The sequence below is a fragment of the Candidatus Binatia bacterium genome, assembly GCA_029243485.1.
Lineage (GTDB): Bacteria > Desulfobacterota > Binatia > UBA12015 > UBA12015 > VGTG01.
The window spans coordinates 160,330-179,766 of sequence record JAQWRY010000088.1 but is presented as its reverse complement, the minus strand read 5'-3'; the positions used below and the strand labels follow the sequence as shown (position 1 = coordinate 179,766).

The 19,437-nt window shown below is 66.0% G+C and carries 18 protein-coding genes; 12 read left to right on the top strand and 6 right to left on the bottom strand.

Features of this window, described 5'->3' with window-relative positions; genetic code table 11:
• Both P8R42_29245 and P8R42_29240 read left to right on the top strand, forming a co-directional pair.
• Positions 1–864 carry a ThuA domain-containing protein gene (locus P8R42_29245; protein MDG2308685.1) on the top strand — a complete coding sequence of 288 codons (864 nt, stop codon included), beginning with the start codon at positions 1–3 and terminating at the stop codon, positions 862–864.
• 14 nt (positions 865–878) lie between these two features.
• Positions 879–2,087: a cytochrome P450 gene (locus P8R42_29240; protein ID MDG2308684.1), complete on the top strand. Its 1,209-nt coding sequence runs from the start codon at positions 879–881 to the stop codon at positions 2,085–2,087.
• A 46-nt stretch (positions 2,088–2,133) separates the two neighbouring features.
• On the opposite strand, the gene P8R42_29235 is transcribed toward P8R42_29240, so the two are convergent.
• Complete coding sequence (locus P8R42_29235; protein ID MDG2308683.1) at positions 2,134–3,843, bottom strand: class I adenylate-forming enzyme family protein; 1,710 nt, start codon at positions 3,841–3,843, stop codon at positions 2,134–2,136.
• 57 nt (positions 3,844–3,900) lie between these two features.
• Here P8R42_29235 and P8R42_29230 point away from each other — a divergent pair, with 57 nt between their 5' ends.
• Entirely contained in the window at positions 3,901–4,758 is an 858-nt protein-coding gene (locus P8R42_29230) for an amidohydrolase family protein (protein MDG2308682.1), read from the top strand.
• On the opposite strand, the gene P8R42_29225 is transcribed toward P8R42_29230, so the two are convergent.
• Positions 4,750–5,694 carry a putative 2-dehydropantoate 2-reductase gene (locus P8R42_29225; protein ID MDG2308681.1) on the bottom strand — a complete coding sequence of 315 codons (945 nt, stop codon included), beginning with the start codon at positions 5,692–5,694 and terminating at the stop codon, positions 4,750–4,752. The two genes, P8R42_29230 and P8R42_29225, sit on opposite strands and share 9 nt — an antisense overlap.
• Before the next feature lie 80 nt (positions 5,695–5,774).
• Here P8R42_29225 and P8R42_29220 point away from each other — a divergent pair, with 80 nt between their 5' ends.
• Positions 5,775–6,575: an enoyl-CoA hydratase-related protein gene (locus tag P8R42_29220; protein MDG2308680.1), complete on the top strand. Its 801-nt coding sequence runs from the start codon at positions 5,775–5,777 to the stop codon at positions 6,573–6,575.
• Positions 6,576–6,617: 42 nt separating this feature from the next.
• Here the strand turns inward: P8R42_29220 and P8R42_29215 are convergent, their stop codons facing one another.
• Entirely contained in the window at positions 6,618–8,306 is a 1,689-nt protein-coding gene (locus tag P8R42_29215) for an amidohydrolase family protein (GenBank protein MDG2308679.1), read from the bottom strand.
• A 120-nt stretch (positions 8,307–8,426) separates the two neighbouring features.
• A complete protein-coding gene (locus P8R42_29210; GenBank protein MDG2308678.1) occupies positions 8,427–9,464 on the bottom strand; it encodes an LLM class flavin-dependent oxidoreductase in 1,038 nt (345 codons plus the stop codon).
• Positions 9,465–9,541: 77 nt separating this feature from the next.
• On the opposite strand from P8R42_29210, the gene P8R42_29205 reads away from it, so the two are divergent.
• The 8 genes from P8R42_29205 to P8R42_29170 all read left to right on the top strand — a co-directional run bounded on the left by P8R42_29205 (position 9,542) and on the right by P8R42_29170 (position 17,920).
• Positions 9,542–10,693: an acyl-CoA dehydrogenase family protein gene (locus P8R42_29205; GenBank protein ID MDG2308677.1), complete on the top strand. Its 1,152-nt coding sequence runs from the start codon at positions 9,542–9,544 to the stop codon at positions 10,691–10,693.
• A complete protein-coding gene (locus P8R42_29200; protein ID MDG2308676.1) occupies positions 10,690–11,745 on the top strand; it encodes an acyl-CoA dehydrogenase in 1,056 nt (351 codons plus the stop codon). Before P8R42_29205 ends, P8R42_29200 begins: the two co-directional genes overlap by 4 nt.
• Positions 11,746–12,411, top strand: a complete 666-nt coding sequence (locus P8R42_29195; protein MDG2308675.1) for a pseudouridine synthase — start codon at positions 11,746–11,748, stop codon at positions 12,409–12,411. It abuts the gene before it with no gap.
• An 87-nt stretch (positions 12,412–12,498) separates the two neighbouring features.
• Positions 12,499–12,900 (top strand): hypothetical protein, encoded by a 402-nt coding sequence (locus P8R42_29190; GenBank protein ID MDG2308674.1) that lies wholly within the window; start codon positions 12,499–12,501, stop codon positions 12,898–12,900.
• 243 nt (positions 12,901–13,143) lie between these two features.
• Entirely contained in the window at positions 13,144–14,553 is a 1,410-nt protein-coding gene (locus tag P8R42_29185) for an MFS transporter (GenBank protein MDG2308673.1), read from the top strand.
• Entirely contained in the window at positions 14,550–15,710 is a 1,161-nt protein-coding gene (locus P8R42_29180) for a di-heme enzyme (GenBank protein MDG2308672.1), read from the top strand. Before P8R42_29185 ends, P8R42_29180 begins: the two co-directional genes overlap by 4 nt.
• A 186-nt stretch (positions 15,711–15,896) precedes the next feature.
• A complete protein-coding gene (locus P8R42_29175; GenBank protein MDG2308671.1) occupies positions 15,897–16,034 on the top strand; it encodes a hypothetical protein in 138 nt (45 codons plus the stop codon).
• Between the two features lie 641 nt (positions 16,035–16,675).
• Positions 16,676–17,920: an LLM class flavin-dependent oxidoreductase gene (locus P8R42_29170; GenBank protein MDG2308670.1), complete on the top strand. Its 1,245-nt coding sequence runs from the start codon at positions 16,676–16,678 to the stop codon at positions 17,918–17,920.
• A gap of 15 nt (positions 17,921–17,935) precedes the next feature.
• Here the strand turns inward: P8R42_29170 and P8R42_29165 are convergent, their stop codons facing one another.
• Both P8R42_29165 and P8R42_29160 read right to left on the bottom strand, forming a co-directional pair.
• The gene (locus P8R42_29165) at positions 17,936–18,139 is read right to left on the bottom strand and encodes a hypothetical protein (GenBank protein MDG2308669.1); all 204 of its coding nucleotides are present in this window, start codon (positions 18,137–18,139) and stop codon (positions 17,936–17,938) included.
• A 238-nt stretch (positions 18,140–18,377) separates the two neighbouring features.
• Entirely contained in the window at positions 18,378–19,160 is a 783-nt protein-coding gene (locus P8R42_29160) for an enoyl-CoA hydratase-related protein (protein ID MDG2308668.1), read from the bottom strand.
• Positions 19,161–19,437: the final 277 nt, after the last annotated feature.

The window sequence follows — 19,437 nt, the reverse complement described above, 5'->3', positions numbered from 1 at the left end:
ATGGCGACCTCGCCCATGAAGAGCATCTTGAAGATAGTAGGCGCGATCGTGCTGGTAGCGATCGTGTTCGTAGGCTGGCAGGCGTACAAGCGCATCGGCCCGGCACTCGGCTGGGTCGATCCGGTGATCGACACGGTTCCACCGGAGCTGCCAGCGACGCTGAACGATTCGAGCGTGAAGATCCTTCTCTTCTCGAAGACCTCCGGGTTCCGCCACGAGGAGGCCATCCCCGCAGCCGAGGCTTCCCTCGGCCGACTCGCCGAGAGGAATGGCTGGGCCGTCTTCCAGACCGAGAACGCCGCCGTGTTCAACGACGAGCAACTCTCGCGATTCGACGTGATCGTCGGCAACAACACGACCGGCGACAACTGGACCGACGAGCAGAAGGCCGCCTTCATCGGCTGGATCGAAGATGGCGGCGGCTTCGTCGGGCTGCATGGCGCCGCCGGCACCCGCTACCGCTACTGGAACTGGTACACCGACGACCTCCTCGGCGGCGGCCGCTTCACCGGCCACCCGATGATGCCGCAGTTCCGCGAGGCGACCGTCGTCATCGAAGACGGCGATCACCCGATCATGGCTCACTTCGGCGAGAGCTTCGTCCACACGGACGAGTGGTACTCCTTCGAGGAAAGCGCGCGGGAGTCCGGCTCCCACGTGCTCGCGACGCTCGACGAATCGACGTACGACCCCGGCGAAGAGCTCCAGATGGGGGACCATCCGATCATCTGGATCGCTTGCCCGGGCAACGGCCGCAGCTTCTACTCCGCATTGGGCCACGGTGCGAAGACCTACATGCGCTCCGAGCATGAGCGGATGCTCGAGGCCTCCATCACGTGGGCCGCCGGCGACAGCTGCCCCTGAACCGAGGATCCACCATGCCCGACCACCCGATCCACGAGGACATCCATCTGCTCGATGGAACCTTCTACGTCGACCGCCCACTCGAGCACTACGCCTGGATGCGCGCGAACGCGCCCGTCTACTACGACCCGAGCGGCGAGATCTGGGGCATCACACTTTACGAAGACGTGATGCACACCTCGAAGGCCCCGGAACTCTTCTGCTCCGGCAAGGGATCGCGCCCCGACAGCTGGGTTCCATCGTCGATCAACATGGACGACCCCGAGCACAAGCGACGTCGTGGTCTCGTCAACCGAGGCTTCACACCCGGGCGACTCGCCGCGCACGAGCCGCGGGTTCGGGAGATCTGCAACTGGCTGATCGACTCCGTCTGCGAGCGCGGCGAGTGCGAATTCGTGCGCGACGTCGCAGCGCCGCTGCCGCTGATCATGATCGGGGACATGCTCGGTATGCCCAAGGAGGACTTTCCCACCCTGCTCCGTTGGTCGGAGACGATGCTGCAGGCCACCTCCTCGACGGCGAGCGCAGCCGAACTCGAGGCGGCGACCGCCGCCGGCGGTGAGTACTTCACCTACATCATGGGCGCGATGGCCGACCGCAAGACGACACCCACCGACGACCTCGTGTCCCTCCTCGTCCACGGTGAGATCGACGGGGAACGCCTGACCGACGAAGAGATCGCCCACGAATCCCTTCTCATCCTCGTCGGCGGGGACGAGACCACTCGACACGTGATCACCGAGAGTGCGCTCGCGCTCATGCAGTTTCCGGAACAACGCGCCAAGCTCATCGAGGATCCGTCTCGCCTCAAAGTTGCGGTGGAAGAGTTCCTGCGCTGGGTTTCGCCCATCAAGAACATGAACCGCACCGCCACGCAGGACACCAGGCTCCGCGGCCAGAAGATTCGGGAGGGAGACAAGCTCCTGCTCCTCTACCAGTCAGCCAACCGTGACGAGCGAGCGTTCGCGAACCCCGATTCGTTCGACGTCGAGCGGCACCCGAATGACCACGTGGCCTTCGGAGGCTACGGCGCACACCACTGCCTGGGCGCGAGTCTCGCCCGGCTGGAGCTGCGCGTGATGTTTGACGAGCTCCTGCGCCGGCTTCCCGACATGGCGCTCGCGAACGACGACCCATTGCCGCGACGCCCGTCGAATTTCATCGCCGGGCTCGAAAGCATGCTGGTGACGTTCACGCCGTCGAAGCCGGTCGGCGCGATCTGAGCCACGCGGCCGGTGATCGCGGCGACGAGTGCACCGCCGACGGCGGTTACACTTCGTCCTCAGTCAGAACGTTCGCCGCGCCGCCCCGGAGCACGTTCTTCAACACCTTGCCGGCCGGGTTTCGCGGAAGCGGCTCGGGGCGGACCTGCCAGCTCGTCGGCACCTTGTACGGAGCCAGAGTCTCCGCGCACCACGCAGCGAGCGCCGCGGGCGACGGGGCTGGGCCCTCCTCCGGAACGACAACCGCGTGCACGGCCTGCCCCCACTCCTCGTGCTCGACACCGTACACCGCCGACTCGCGAACCAAAGCGTGCTTGTCGAGCCGGTACTCGATCTCAACCGGATAGACGTTCTCGGCGTTCCGCAAGATCATGTCTCGCGCCCGTGAGTTGATGTAGACGAGGCCGTCCTCGTCCACGCGACCGATGTCCCCGGTGTCGAGGAACCGATCCGGCCCGATCGTTTTCGCGGTCGCTTCCGGGTTGCGCCAGTACTCGAGCATCGCCCAAGCGCTGCGAACGAAGATCTTCCCCTGCTGCCCCCGCGGGAGAACGATCCCGTCTTCGTCGCGAATCTCGACTTCCTGCCCAAGCGCGATATAGCCCGTCGCCTCCGGATGCTCGTGGTAGTCCTTTCCGTTGAACGACGCGACGATCGCCACCGTCTCGCTCGAACCGTACCCGATCCCGAGATTCTGCCCGGCTGTCGGGAAGGCCTTTCGCATCTTCTCCTGGAGAGCCGGGCTCGCCGGCGCCCCGCCGAAGCCGACGTTCGTCACACTCGACAGGTCTCGCGTAAGCAGGTCCGGATGACTGCTCACGCGGTGTCCCATCGCTCCGAGCGCGGTGAACTGCGTGATTCGCTCGCGCTCCATGAGCGCCAAGATTTCGCCGGCGTCGAATCGACCACTTCGAATCACGAGCTTCCCGGCGAACACGAGTTGCAGCACGATCGAACCGTAGAGGCCCGAGAGATGGAACATCGGGGCGGCGGCAAGAGAGACGGTCTGCGGACGCTCCGCAGCCGCCGGAGCGTCGTCTCCCTGCTCGGCCAACTCGATCAGAAATTTCAACGTCGCCGAAGCACGGGCGCCGTCGGCGAATCCGATGAGCCCACGGTGGCTTCCAACGGCACCCTTCGGCCGACCTGTCGTCCCGCTCGTGTAGAGAATCGTCGCCGGGTCGTCCTCCGCGAGCTCGACGTCCGGCAAGGAGGCGTCCACCGCAAAGTTCTCAAGCGCGGCGAAGCCGCTCTCGATCTCCAACGTAGGCACGTCGATGCCCGTCCCTTCGAGACGGGCGAGCCGCTTCCGGTCGCCGATGAGCAGCTTCGGAGCACTGTCCGAGAGGCCGTACTCGATCTCATCGGCCGTCCACCAGCCGTTCAGCGCCGCGACGACCCCACCGAGACTCACCGTCGCCCAGAAGGCGATCGGCCAGGCCGCGCAATTCGCGGCGAGGATCGCGACGCGGTCCCCCTTCTGCACATCGTACTCGTCCCGCAGCGCCGCAGCGACCGATGCGACCAACCGCACGTGCTCCGGGTACGTGATCCGACGCTCGTGGTCGACGAGATACTCGACGCCCTCACGGTCGCCGGAGGCCGCGAGCAACTCGCGCAGAGAACGCTTTCGCGTCTTGAACACCTCCAGTTCGCAGCCGAGGACCGGCTCACGGACGAGTTCACAGAGACCGCCGGGGCCCGTTGCCTGCTTCCGGACCTCGGCCCGGATCACCGCTCGATTCGATTCGTTCATTCAGACTCCAGCGCCAATGGTTGATCCCACTTCCTTCTCCTCGTACCGCTAGGAGCGTTGATCGTCGATACCCATACGCACATCGTCTCGCCCGATCGGGAGCGGTATCCATTGCGGCCCTACGGCCTGCCTCAGGGAGACGGCGCACCCGCCCGCTGGTTCGACACCCATGCGGTGTCGGCCGAGGATCTGATCGCGGCGGGCGATGCCGCCGGCATTGATCGGACCGTCGCCGTCCAAGCCATGGGCGCGTACTCCTACGACAATTCGTACTGCCTCGATGCCGCGAGCGAGCATTCCCCCAGGCTCGGATCGGTCTGCATCGTAGACCCCTTGGATCCGACCGCCCCCAAGACGCTCGAGCGGCTCGTCGTCGACCACGGAGCTCGGGGCGTACGCCTGTTCACGATCACGCATCCAGAATCCACATGGCTCGACGAGGCTCCCGGAGTCGCCGTGATCGACGTTGCAACCCAGCTCGGGATCCCGATCGTGGCGACCCTACTCTCCAACCAGATGCCGAAGCTCGAGAACCTGCTCGCCGCACATCCCCGAGCGAAGGTCGCCCTCGATCACTGCGGGTTCCCGGATCTCCGAGGGGGCCCCCCCTTCCAGGGCGCGACGACGCTGTGCGCGCTCACCCGGCATCCGAACCTGCACCTCAAAGTCTCGACGCATCTCCTGGGGGCAATCGAACGGAGCGGCGACGACGTGCGCGACTTCGTCGACCATCTGCACACCATCTTCGGCCCCGGTCGACTTCTCTGGGGATCCGACTACCCCCAAACGCACGATCGCTCCTACGCAGAGATGGTCGCTTTCGCCCGACATGCCTGCTCGCGCCTCGACGACGCCGCTCAGGCGAGCTTCCTCGGCGGCGCCGCGTTGTCCCTGTGGCCGGATCCCTCAGACTGAGCCGCGAACCGCCGGGTCCAACTGCAGAAGCTGCTCGTACAACTCCAGGGTGAGCGGACAGGAGACTCCCGCGTCCCGTGCCGCGCGCAGCGGCCGCGCGTAGAGCGCCTCGATCTCGAGCGGCCGACCACCCTCGTAGTCGAGCTTCATGCTGGGATCGTAAGGTGCCATCTTCGCCGTGAAATCGAGCATCGTTCGTACGAAGTCCGTGGGAATGGGGTGGCCGCGGGCGGCCGCGATCGCCAGCACCTCGAGCATGATGTGCTCAACCCGCTCCCGCGTTTTCGGGTCGGCCATCACGACGTCGGTGGTTACGTTCCGAACGACGCAGAGCCCGTTATAGGGCACGTTCCAGACGAGCTTCTTCCAGCGCGCGGTATCGAGATCGGCCTCGAGGGCGACCCCGACACCAGCCGCTCGGAAATCCTCGGCAACCGCACGCACTGCGGGCGTGATTCCGGCGGGTTGCCCGTCCGCGCGGTATTCGGCCAGGCGGACGTCCCCGTAGTCCAAGTGCTTCACGTGTCCGGCGCCCACCTTGTTGGAACACAAGAACGCGAGGCCACCGATAATCGTGCGCCCCGGAACCGCCTTCGCGACGTCCGCCTCGATGCCGAGGCCATTCTGCATGCTGAGAACCAGCGCATCTCGGCTCGTCGCCGGCGGTAGAAGCGTCGGGAGAAGCGAGTTCCGCGTCGTCTTCAAACCGACGACAACGACGTCGCTCGCGGGCATGCCCTCGGGAAGGGCATAGACCTCCGGCTCGGCGAGCGAGAAGTCTCCGTGGATCGAATCGACTCGCAAGCCATGTCGCCGCACGTGCTCGTAGTCGCGGTTCACCAGAAATCGGACCGTGCGGCCGGCGTGCGCCAGACGAGCGCCGTAGTATCCCCCGAGCGCCCCGGTCCCGATAATGCTGTAGCTCTGGCCCGCCATTCCTCGCATCATTCAATAGCACGGAGCCTTCGTCGCGGCGCCCCGACCCTGCTATCTAGAAACGCACCCGAGGAGGCCCAATGGAATTTAAGGATCTTCGCTACGAGAAGGACGGACACATCCTCACGATCACGCTGGACCGCCCCGAGCGCATGAACGCGCTGAACCAGAACCTCCTCCACACCGAGATCCCCGCAGCCTTCGCCCTGGCCGCCGGGGACACCGAAGTACGCGTCGTCATCCTGACCGGCGCCGGCGAGAAGGTCTTCTGCGCGGGTGCCGACATGAAGGACACCACCGAGAGCGGGACCATCGGCGGCTCCACGAAGGGCCCCTACTACCGCGGCTCGCCAACCGACTGTCTGCACGACGGCTTCGACAAGCCGGTGATCGTCGCCATCAACGGCATGTGCCTCGGCGCCGGCCTCCACTTCATCGCAGACGGCGATCTCATCCTGGCCGCGGAACACGCGACCTTCTTCGACACCCACGTGAAGATCGGCCAAGTCTTCGCTCTGGAGACGATCGGCCTCGCGCGGAAGGTTCCGTTCGGCGAGGTCATGCGCATGATGCTCCTGTCGGGCACCGAGCGGATGAACACGAAGCGAGCCCTCGAACTCGGGCTCGTCAGCGAAGTCGTGCCCGGACCGGGTCTCATGGCGCGCGCGCGCGAGCTGGCCGACACGATCGCCGGCTTCTCCCCCGCCACGATTGCAGCGAGCAAGCGGGCGTTGTGGCAGTCACTCGACCAGGGGCTAAACGATGCGCTCGAGCGCGGGTGGCGGGAGATCTACCTCCACTGGTCGCACCCCGACTCCGCCGAGGGCCCCCGCGCGTTCGCTGCGAAGAGGAAGCCCGACTGGAAGGTCGACGAGGAATAGGAACCCGACCCGGAACCGGTCAGGCCCCAACTGCACCCCCGTTCAGGCGCCCCGAATGAAATGCCCGGGAAGGGCGCCCGTCGGCTCGCCCTCTTGCATGACGATCTCGCCGTTCACGACTGTGGCGACGTAGCCCTCGGCCTTCACGACGTAGCGCTCGGTCTCCGCAGGGAAATCGCGCACGAGGTGAGCCTCGCCGCACGCGAGCCGGGCCGGGTCGTAGACGACGATGTCGGCCCACGCGCCGGTCCGCAGGAATCCCCGGTCCCGCAGACCGTGCACGGTGGCCGGCATCCCCGTGAGTCGCCAGATCGCCTGCTCCAACGAAAGAGTCTTCGGCACCCACTCCGTGAGAAGACGCGTCGAGTAGTCGGCGCCGGTGAACGACGCGAGATGGGCTCCCCCATCGCTGGAGCCAGCCATCACGATGGGGTCCTTGAGCCCGCTCTCGACGATGTGGCCAATGAACTCCTTCGCGATCTCCGGTGAACGCGTGCGGAAGCTCATCTGAAGATCTTCGAGGAGGGCGAGGTCGAGAAACGTCGCCAACTTCTCCGTGCCGCGCTCTTCGGCGACCTCTCCCACGGAGCGACCGACCAGGCCGCGATTCGCCTCGTCGCGCACGTGCTCGATCTCGAGATCTCCGAGATCGAACGCCACGGCCCGCGCATCGTCGTCGTCCCACTCGGCTTGCATGCGGCTCCGCCAGTCCGGGTCCGCAAGGCGGCGGGAACGCTCCGGCTCCGCGGTGGTCAGGATCTCGCGCCAAACCGGCATTTCGTCGAACACGAATGTGTCGGCGATCTTCAGGTGGAGCTCCAACCGGTTCGTCGTGAACTGGGGATGGAGCCGCGCACCTTGCGCGAACGCCTCGTTGCAGAACTCCAACATGTTCTGCCAGCCCATCGGATGCTGCGGCGTCGGCGTGAGGATGTTGAGCTCGACCGGCTTCCCCGACACCCGGTACAGGCCCAGCAGCAACGCTCGGTCTTTTTCGTCGTACCCCTCGGCGAAGCTGCGCGGAATGATCTCGATCGCGCCGTGGTCGAACTCGGAGAGGACCGACGCGAGGGCGAGGATCTCTTCGGGGGTGGCGTGGTTCGAAGGCACCTCGCGCCCGTCATCCCCCACGTGGATGTCGATCTGCGAGGTCGAAAACCCGATGGCCCCCTCCCGCATCGCAGCCCGGACGAGCTCCTTCATCTGCTCGATCTCGTCGTCGGTCGCAGTCCGTTCGGAGGCATCGTCACCGAGGACCCACCTGCGAACAGCGCTATGGCCGACGTACCCGCCGGCGTTCACACCGAGCCGTCCCTCGAGGCGACCCCAGAACTCACCGAAGCTCCCGCCGGCAAACTGGAAGCCCTCGGCGAGCGCCTGCTTCGACATACCCTCGACCCGCGACAACATCGCAGCCAGCCAGGAGACATCCTCCGGCTTCGCCGGCGCCAGCGTGAACCCACAATTCCCTGTGAGAACGGACGTAACGCCATGCCAACACGACGGAGAGGCGAGCGGATCCCAATCGAGCTGCACGTCGTAGTGCGTGTGTACGTCGATGAAGCCCGGCGCGACGACACACCCCGCGGCGTCGATCTCCCGTGTTCCCGACTCGTCGATCCGACCGATGCGCGCGATCCGGCCATCCTGTACCGCCACGTCGGCAGAGAAGCCCGGCATCCCTGTTCCGTCCACCACGCGACCACCGCGAACTACGAGATCGTATCCCATGACCTACCTCCTGCGGGCCATCGGCGAATAAAGTCCACGCGAGCCCAGCTGCTGCTTTCCTATACAATGGCCGTCAGCATCTCCACGAGGCCTAGCCCCGCTAGTAGGCCGCGCCTCGGCCTACCCCCGGATGATGTCGACGACGGCGCCCAGGGTCGAAAGGCGCTCCTCGAGACTCCGGCCGGAGGGAGCCGCCATCAGCGTGTTCACGCCCGCATCGCGATAGACCTGCACTCGGGAACGAATCATCGCAGCATCACCGATCAGGTTGCCGGCGTGAACCATCTCGTCCGGCACCCGATCGACCGCTTCGGCGCGCTTGCCGTCGACCCACAGCTTCTGCACTTCTACTGCGGCGTCCTCGTAGCCCGCGCGGCGAAACGCCGCGTTGTAAAAATTCGTCTTTGGGGAGCCCATCGCGCCCAAGACGAACGCCACTTGCGGCTTCATCGCCGCGATGACCTTCGCGGGGTCGTCCGTCACGGCCGCCGTCGCTGATGCGCCGATGTCGAGGTCGGCGAGCGATCGCCCCGCCGCCGCGGCCCCCGCGGCGATGTGCGCGAGGTGCGCGTCGGCCTGCGTGGGGATGAACGACGTGCCGAGCCAGCCGTCTGCGAGCTCGCCCGTGAGGCGCAGGGCTTTCGGCGAGAGCGTCGCGAGATAGATTGGAATCGCCGGATTGGCCGGCTGCGAGAGCCGCAGCGCTTTCCCCTCCCCACCCGGCCGAGGCAGCAGGTGGTGCTTCCCCGGATGCGCCAGCTTCTCACCGGCGAAGGCAAGGCGTGCAATCTCGATCGTCTCGCGCATTCGCCCCACCGGATCCGCGAACGATTGCCCATGCAGCCCCTCCACGACCTGGGGACCACTCGCCCCCAACCCGAGGCGAAACCGATCCTTTGAGATCGCGGCCATGGTGAGCGCGGTCATCGCCGTCATCGCGGGCGCACGGGCGCTGATCTGCATGATCCCCGTCCCGAGAGCGACGGAGCGCGTACGCGCGGCGAGGAACGCGAGCGTCGTAACGGCGTCCATGCCCCATGCTTCGGCGGACCAGATCGAGTCGACGCCGAGCTTCTCGGCTTCGACCGCGTACTCCACCTGTTCCTCCCAGTCGCCTCGGCCCGAGGCGGGTCCCCCGATCGTCACGGCAATCTTCATTTCTGCCCTCCGAAGCGGGTTCTCGCCCCTTGGCCGGCACGTTGCAACCGCGGAGACCCGCCAGTATCGCAAGATCCGTGTCGCGCTTCCGCCTCGACCCCTGTCGTCTGCCCGCCGAAACCACCGCGTTGCGCGGAGAGATCCGTGCGTTCCTCGCCGAGCATCTCGCCGACTTCCCAACGTGGCGCCGGGCCTATACCTGGATGGGCAGCGATCCCGCGTTCAGCCGCAAGATGGGTGAGCGGGGCTGGATCGGCATGACGTGGCCGAAGCAGTACGGCGGCGGAGAACGCAGCAGCTTCGAGCGCTACGTCATGCTCGAAGAAATGCTCGCCGCTGGGGCGCCGGTCGCGGCGCACTGGATTGCCGATCGACAGAGTGGGCCGCTCCTCATGAAGTACGGGACCGAGGAGCAGCGGAACGAAATCCTCCCCCGAATCTGCCGAGGCGAAACCTTCTTCTGCATCGGTATGAGCGAGCCCGACTCGGGTTCCGACCTGGCCTCGGTGCGCACCCGCGCCGAGCGTACCAGCGACGGCTGGCGCATCAACGGCACAAAACTCTGGACGTCCGGCGCCGCGCACTGCCACTACATGATCGCGCTCGTTCGAACGACGGTCGCCGAGAAGAAGCACCAAGGGCTCTCACAGTTCCTCGTCCCCCTCGACGGGCGCGACGGGATCACCATTCGACCCATCCGCGACCTCGCCGGCAACGACCACTTTTGCGAGGTCACGTTCGAAGACGCGCTCGTGAGCGACGACGCCCTCATCGGAGACGAAGGCGAGGGCTGGAGCCAGGTCATGGCCGAGCTCGCTTACGAGCGCAGCGGGCCCGAGCGCTATCTCTCCTGCCAACCCCTTCTCGCGGAGATCGCGCGACATCTCGGCGACGACGCCGGGCCGGCCGCACGCACCACCATCGGACGGCAAGTCGCGCACCTCTCAACCTTGCGCCAAATGACCCTGAGTCTCGCCGGACTGCTCGACCGCGGAGAGAACCCGGCACTCGAGGCCGCCGTCACCAAGGACCTGGGTGGAGTGTTCGAGCAAGACCTACCCGGCATCGTCCAGCGGCTCCTCGGTGAGGAACCGCGAACGGACGACGGCGCCGAAGCCACCCAGCAGCTCCTCGCCCATCTCATGCAGAACGCCCCCTCCTTCTCCCTTCGCGGTGGTACCCGCGAGGTTCTCCGGGGCATCATCGCGCGGGGGCTCGGGCTGCGATGAGTGAAGCTCGCAGCATGATCGCGGAGACCGTCGAACGTCTCTTCGCCGATTCCATCGATGCCGAGAGCCTTGCCGAGGCCGAGAGCGGCTCCTGGCCTAACCATCTGTGGGACGCCGTCGAAGAGACGGGCCTCACGCGCGCGCTGCTTCGAGCCGACAACGGCGGCGCAGACGGGGACTGGCTCGACGTCTTCGAGATCGCGCGAGCTGCGGGACGTCACTCCGTTCCCCTGCCGCTCGTCGAGACGATTCTGGCAACGTGGCTGCTCGAGCGCAGCGGACTCGAGATCCCGAGCGGTCCGCTCGGCCTCGTACCGGTACCCTTCCAAGCCGAGGTCGGCGCGCAGCTCGAACGCGTACCGTGGGGACGCGCCGCCGGTCACTTGGTCGGCCTCGTCGCCGGCGGCGAAGGCGTCGCCCGAGTCGCGTGCCTCCCGCGCTCCGGGCTCGCGGTCACCGAGGGGCACAACCTGGCCCTCGATCCGCGCGACACCCTTACCCTCGGTAACCAAGCGCCGGTCCTCGGGCCGTGCGATCTCGCGGCGAACACGGTTCGTACTTACGGAGCCCTGCTTCGCGCCGGACAGATGACTGGCGCCCTCGAGCGCATCCTCGACCAGTCCGTGCTCTACGCCACCGAGCGCGTACAGTTCGGGCGACCCATCGGAAACTTCCAAATCATCCAGCAGGAGCTCGCCCGCCTCGCCGGCCAGGTCGCGGAGGCGACTACCGCTACCGAGATCGCGTTCCGCGCGGCGACCGAAGCGCACGCGGGGATCCAAGGGCGGGTCGGGACCGCCGGAGACCCCGCGTTCGAGATCGCCTGCGCCAAGGTCGTCGTCGGCGACGCCGCCGAGCTAGGCCCCCGAATCGCCCACCAGGTCCACGGGGCGATCGGCTTCACCTACGAGCATTCGCTTCACTTTTCGACCCGACGACTGTGGGCGTGGCGCGCCGAGTTCGGGCTCGCCGACGAATGGGCCGAAGAGCTCGGGGATGCCGTTCAGGGCGACCATGGCGGAGAGATCTGGCCGCTGGTCACCTCCAGGTAATTGATCCCGGTCCTGTATCGCGACGACCGCTTCGTTGCGGTCGACAAGCCCGGGGGGCTCCTCGTCCACCGCAGCGCCGAGGCGAGTGATTCCACCGCCCTCCTCCAGCTCGTGCGCGACCAGATCGGGGCGTACATCTACCCGGTCCACCGCCTGGACCGTGCCGCATCCGGCGTCGTTCTCTTCGCCCTCGACAAGGAAGCGGCTGCGGCGGCGCAGGCCTGCATCACTGGGCCCGAGACGAGGAAGACGTACCTTGCCCTGGTGCGCGGCTCGACCGAGGAAGCGTTCGAGAGCCGGCGCCCTCTGCATTCCGAGGCGGGACGGCCCCAAGAAGCGTGGACCGAGTTCCGTCGGCTCGCAGAGATGAGTCGCTGCTCCCTTCTCGAAGTCCGGCTTCACACGGGCAGGCGCCATCAGATCCGACGACATCTCGCGCACCTTGCGCACCAGATCATCGGTGACACGCGGTACGGCAAGGGACGCATCAACCAACGTCTTCGAGATTTGTACGGGCTCCCTCGATTATTCTTGCACGCGCGCCGCCTCAACCTCCCGCACCCAACGACCGGCCGCGTGCTCGATATCAAGGCGCCGCTTGCCCCGGACCTGCACGCTTTCCTGGCACGGCTCCCAGGCACTCCGCACGATCTGCCTCAAGAGTAGACAGACGAGCCTCCGCTGACGCATCGTCGCGCCACTTGACGTTCGGCCAGTGATCCTTCCTGACGCGAAGCCAATCCCTAGTTTCGAATGTTTGTATTTCGAAATAGGCGGCACGCACATTGTTTCGATCGAACGCTTGGATATTCCCGGAATGTCCCACCCAGTTATGAGCCCCGGAACGTCGGCTGCGCCGGCACGTTCAACATCCAGAGCGACAGCAGGCCTCCGAACCGCGAGGCGCCCTGCGTCGACATCAACAACGGAATCGCAACGGGCAATACCCTCCCCCAGATTCCGCCCGACTACCCGGCCGAGGTGCTCTTCATCCTGGACAACGCCTTTTGGCAACCCAACTCGATCGGGACACCGCTTGCCGGCCTGAAAAACGAGGCCGCAATAGCGGTCCAGGTCGTTGTCGGCAACGAGGCCTTCGAGCGTTCGGCCACCTGGCAGCCCAACAAGAAGGGCTGGCGGGTGAAGATGAACTAGTTCACCACCGTGGACGTGGGGCTCATCCCTTGCCGCCCCTCGGCGACAATCCATGAACCCCATGTCCACGGCGCCGCACGAATCTCTCCTCGTGGGCGGAGGAAGATAGCGTTGGGTCTCTGACCTTGCCGGAGAAACGGGGGCACGGACGACATCGTCGACCGTGCCCCCGATTCGTTTGGGCGAACGAACCATCCGCGAGGTTCTTCCGCCCGCCCTCCGCTGACGGTAGGGTTCGCGCACATGGTGCCCCCATCGCTCGACCCAGCCACCTCCGTTCGCCGCGCGGGGCTCTCCATCGCGTCGATGGTGGCCTACGGCTCAGGCAATTTCGCGTTCGCGCTGCTCGGGCTCGTGATCACTGTCAACCTGCAGTTCTTCTACACCGACTACGTCGGGCTGTCCGCCGGCCTCGTCGCCTGGTCGCTTCTGTTCGCGAAGGTGTTCGACAGCGTGACGGATCCCCTCATGGGGTACTTGTCCGACCGCACCCACACCCGGTTCGGCAGACGCCGGCCGTACTTTCTCGGGACGGCCATCCCCCTCGCGGTGGCGTTCTACTTCCTCTTCACGCCGCCGGCAGTGACCGACGGCGAAGGGGGCCAGGTCCGGATGCTCGCGTACATGCTGACGCTGTACATCCTCACGTATCTCTTCTGGACGATCGGGGCCGTGCCCTACTTCAGCCTCGGCGCCGAACTGACCGACGACTACCAGGAGCGCGTGAAGCTCATCACCGTCCGCGAGGCGTGCGCTCTCGCCGGACTGCTGCTCGCGACGATCTCCCCCGCCTACCTCATCCACGTCTACGGCGGGCTGGTGGGCTATTCCTTCATGGGAGCGATCCTCGGAGCGGGAACCGCGATCACCCTGATCGTGTCCGCAATCGCGTGCCACGAACGCCCCGAATTCCAGGGCCGTGCTCCGATGAACCCATACGCCGGCTGGCTCGCGACCCTGAAAAACCCACACTTCCGACCGCTCCTGCTCGCGTTCTCCCTTTCGGCTGTGGCGGGCGCCGTGCCCGCGGTTCTCGTCATCTACATCTCGATCTACGTCATCGGAACACCGCATTGGTGGACGGCCGCGGTTCCGGGGTGGATGCCCACCTGGTCGTATTACCTCCTACTGTACTTCTCGAGTGGAGTGCTCTCGCTTCCGTTCTGGAACCGGGTCGCGGCCGTGCTCGGGAAGCGCAACACGTGGACGATCGCGATCGTGATGGCGAGCACGACGAGCCTCGCGTGCACGCAGCTCACCGATGGGTCCGTCTTGTACTTTTCCGTGATCCTCATGATCGGCGGTGCCGCGTTCGGGAACACATTGTCGCTGCCGCCGGCCATGGTCGCCGACATCATCGATTGGGACGAGGCGCGCACCGGCCGACGCAGAGAGGGCTCCTACTTCGCGATCTGGGCCTTCGCGACGAAGCTCGGCGCCGCCATTACCGGCTTCGTAGCGCTCCAGGTTCTCGAACACGTCGGCTACGAACCGGGCGTCGAACAAACGGAGACGGTCAAGTGGTGGCTGGTCTGGATGTACTCGTGGTTCCCGGCCGCGTTCTACGGCGCCGCCGGACTCGCGCTCTCCAGCTTCCACTTTACGCGCGCCGATCTCCTAGAGGCGCAGCGGGAGGTAGGCCGACTTCCATGATCCAACGCCTTACCTCTCACACGCCCCGCCCCGGGACCTCGCGCGCGATCGTCTTCGGAGGCCTCGTGCTTCTCACAGTGGCCCTCAGCGCCTGCGAGCGCCGCCCCCCTCCCCCGTGGCACCCCGAGCACTTCCCCGTGCCGAGCGTCCCCCCCGAAAACGCGCTCACGCCGCAGAAGGTCGAGCTGGGACGTCACCTCTTCTACGACGAACGCCTCTCGGTGAACGGCGAGACGAGCTGCGGCACCTGCCACGTGCAGCGACTGGCCTTCACAGACGGCCGCCCCCGCGCCATCGGCGCGACGGGCGAAGTGCATACGCGAAACGCGATGTCGCTCGCGAACGTCGCGTACAGCTCGAGGCTCACCTGGTCGCATCCTCACCTGAATTCACTCGAGGAGCAGGCGCGGATGGCCCTGTTCAGCGAGCGGCCCACGGAGATGGGGCTGGGCGGGCACGACACGGAAATGCTCGCTCGACTCCGGTCCGACCCGGAAACCGTGACGCGATTCCGCGAGGCCTTCCCCGATGACGACGATCCCGTGCAGATCCGTCGAATCCTCGACGCCATCGCGAGCTTCGAACGCATGCTCATCTCCGGGGATGCGCCGTACGACCGCTACGTGCAGGGTGACGAAACCGCACTCACCCCCGGCGCCATTCGCGGGATGGACCTCTTCTTCTCCGAACGCCTGGCGTGCTTCCACTGCCACGGCGGATTCAACTTCAGCGATAGCGTCGATCACGACCGCACACCGCGCACCGGGCTCGGCTTCCACAACACCGGCCTCTACAACGTGGACGGTCGCGGCGGATACCCGGCGGAGGACACGGGCCTTCACCGGATCACCGCCAAGCCCGACCACATGGGTCAGTTCAAGGCACCGACCCTGCGCAACGTCGCGGTCACCAGCCCCTACATGCACGACGGCAGCATCACCACGCTGGAGGAGGTGATCGATCACTATTCCGGCGGCGGGCGCACCCTCACAACGGGCCCGAATGCCGGCCGTGGCTCCGACAGCCCTCTACGAAGCGAGTTCATCGTCGGATTCGTCCTGACGAAAGAGGAGAAGGCCGACCTTCTCGACTTCCTCGAAAGCCTCACCGACGTCCGCTTCTTGAGTGATCGCCGGTTCTCCGCCCCGCGCCCCTGAGTCTGCCGGACGACATCGCCGCCGGCGTCGATTGCAACGATCCGACCGATCGCCTGCTTCCCGGCGAAGGGCTCCACTAAAATCACCAAGGCCGCCGCGTCGCGCCTCAGCAAGACGACCTCTGCGTGCACAGCGGCATCTTCCCCGGGAGCAGCCGGGTACGCGAGCTGCCCGGCTCCGTGCGATGTGACCGTCCCCAGCATCTCGACCTACGACGGCGTGGCGAACTGCCTCGCCTGCCGCGCCACCAGCGCAGCAACCGGCGCCGCCGACACCGCGTACGGCTCCGCACCGCCGGTCGAGGGCGACAAGACCGACGTCTGAAAGTGCCAGATCACGTACGCTGGGAAAGCAACGCGGGTCTACCTCGACAAGCGCATGAAGGCGCCACTCCTGCCAGAAGCTCGAGGACTCGAACAAGATCGACAACGACGGCCCGGAGCCGGACCCGTGCGTCAAAGCACAATGTGACTCGACCTGGGCCTACGTTTTCTCGAACTCACTCCCGCACTACGACTTCGTCTAGACGACCCCGAACCCACGAATCGAGAACCTCGACATTGTCCGCTTCCCTGTGAGCACCACGGCCGTCCCGACGGCGGGCGCAACCGATGCTTCGACCATCACCGGCTGCACGGCTGCCTACACGCAGTACCTGGCAACACCAAACCAGGGCACGAATGGAGAGCCCTCCGGCCTGTGCGCACTCGGGCCGCCCGGCAACTTCAACGTCGAGTACATCTTCGACGCCCTCTCGACGGGGACCGAGTGCTATCAGAAGATTCCCTGCCTCAATACGGCAGCCGAGAGGATCAACGGCTCGCGGCAACGCGGCTCGTCTCTTCTCGTTGCACCGCGCGGGCGGCATTCCACCGAGACCCGACCGTTTAGGTTGGCGAAGTTCGATCCGGAGCGTAGTTTCCCAGAATCCTGTCCGGATAGGATTCTGACTCGGAGGCGATCCAATGCGATTCGGCGTGTTTTACGAACTTCAGCTACCCAAGCCCTGGCGCGAGGGCGATGAACACCGTCTCTTTCATGAGGCCCTCGATCAGGTCGCCCTCGCCGACCGACTCGGGTTCGACTACGCGTGGGCGGTGGAGCACCACTTCCTCGACGAGTACTCGCATTGCTCCTCGCCCGAAGTATTCCTCGCCTGCGCCGCCGGTCGGACCGAGCGAATTCGACTCGGCCACGGCATCCGCCAGGTGATCCCCAACTACAACCACCCGGCGCGCAGCGCTGAGGGCATCGCGACTCTCGACCTCGTCTCGAACGGCCGCGCGCAGTTCGGCATCGGCGAGGGCGCAACACGCCTCGAACTCGGCGGCTTCGGGATCCCCGCGAAGAAGAAGCGAGCGATGAGCCTCGAGGCGGCCGAGCAGATTGCGAACATGATGGTGATGGAGCCGTACCCCGGCTTCGAGGGCGAGCACTTCTCGATGCCCTGCCGCAACGTGCTGCCGAAGCCGCTCCAGAAGCCCCACCCACCGATGTGGATGGCGTGCACGAACCGCGACACGATCAAAGTGGCGGCGCGCCTCGGCCTCGGCGCACTCGCGTTCTCGTTCGTAGACCCCCAGGAGGCCAAGGCCTGGGTCGACGTCTACTACTCGATCATCAAGTCCGACGAATGTGTTCCCATCGGCCACACCGTGAACGCCAACATCGCCATGGTGTCGAGCTTCTCGATCCACCACGATCGGGCCGAAGCGATTCGGCGGGGACGAGAGGGCTTCGAGTTCTTCGGGTACGCACTCTCGAACCTCGTCACCGCGGACTCCGTGCCCGGACGAACGACGCTGTGGGAGGATTTCAAACGCCTCCGCGGCAATCGCACGGAGGATCTCATCGAGGCCGCCTCAGCCGCCGGGTATGACGGCGCCGGCATTGGGACGCCCGACGATATGCGCGCCCATCTGACGGAGTACCGCGAGGCGGGAGTCGATCAGATCATCTTCATGCAGCAAGCGGGCCGGAACCGACACGAGCACATCTGCGAATCGCTGGAACTCTTCGCCTCCAAGCTCATGGGACCGTTCGCCGCGGATCGTGGCGCGCGGGAACGAGCGAAAGCCGAGGAACTCGAGCCCTACGTCCGAGCGGCGCTCGAGCGCAAGACGGTCCTACCGGCACTGGCCGACGACGAGATCCCCGTGGTGCGAGCCTCGGTAAAGAAGGTTCGCGTGAACCAGGGCGCGGTCGACTGACCTGCTGCCCGCGACTCACGGAGACAGGACGAGCTTCGCGTCGGACGTCTGCCCCAGTCGCGGGAGAAACTCGTACGCGATCTCGACCGGTTCGAAGAGCGCGAAGTCGATGCGATCGAAGGCGAGCGCCGGGCGCCGAGTGAGGAGAACCCTCGCCGCGACGGGTTCCCCGGCAGCCGTCCGCAGAACCTCTGCGGCGAACACCGGTACGGCAGGCACCAGGTCGAGGACCTGATCCTCCTGGCGACGTTCGTCCCCGTCGCCAGGTACGTGCTCCGACTCGCGTGAAACCTGAGGCCCCTCTCGGAGAGATTGACTACCGAGAACACGTTTCCGTCGATCTCGATCGGGGGTCGAACGGGAATTGGGTATCTCAACCGAAAGTGCCGATGGCGCTCATCCGACATCACTCCAAGTGCTAGTGCGGTCGCCGAAGTGCGGTCAAGCGCCGCTCGCCCTATGCCTTCTTCACCTGATCGCTGAGAGCGGCGCCGCTCATCTGGCCGAGCGCCTGCATGTGCGGCCCCGCCTGGAGGTCCGCCGCGGTGCGGATCACGCTCCGACCGCCGCGCGCCTCGACGGCGGAGTGAACGAGTCGCTTGTTCACCGTCACCACCGCCGGCGGAACCTCGGTAATTCGTTGCGCAATCTGGAGAACCCGCGCTTCGAGCTCTTCGGGCGGGAACGCCTGGTTGATCATGCCGACCCGCTCGGCCTCGTCGCCGTCGTACTCGCGCCCGGCCACGTGCAGCTCCATCGCGTGCCGCGGGGCCATGGCGACCGGAAACCACGCGAAGTCCGGGACTCCGGCGACACGAAGGACCGGGTGGGCAAAGCGCGCATCACGGGCGGCGTACGCGAGATCGCACGCGCCCACGAGTTCCAACCCGCCCGCGAGAGCGTAGCCATGGACTTGCGCGATGACCGGCTTCGCCAGATCCCACAACGACATCCAGCCCTCCGCCACATGCCGCGCCCATTGCATGCCGACGTCGGCGGTGAAGTACGGCTGGTCCGCACCCAGGTCCGACTTGATGTCGTAGCCCGACGAGAAGCAGGTCCCCGCCCCACGCAGGATCGAGACCCGGACCGCGTCGTCTCGATCCGCCGCCTGCAGAGCGGCGAGGAGCTCGCCGCGCATCGCGTTGTTGATGGCGTTGCGCTTCTCGGGGCGGCTGAGGGTGATCCGACAGACCCCCGGGGCGGCCTCGTCGACCTCGATGAATTCATGGGATGCCATCGGGCGACCTTCGCACCACCGGCCAGAGATGAAAAGACGTCCGAATTCCCTGTAGTTTCAGATGCTTACAGAGCCGGTCCGGATTCGGATGGCTTCCCCGCATCTTTTGTTAAAGGGAGGGGCTCGAACCGATCGGAGACCCATGGAAGCCACAAACCCGACCTATTCGCTGGACAATCCCTTCGCGCCGCCCCCTGCCCCCACGGGTCCCGTCCACACGGGAGGCACGGTGTACGACGCGGCCCTCAGCCTCGGGCAGGAGCTCCTCGACAAGCCC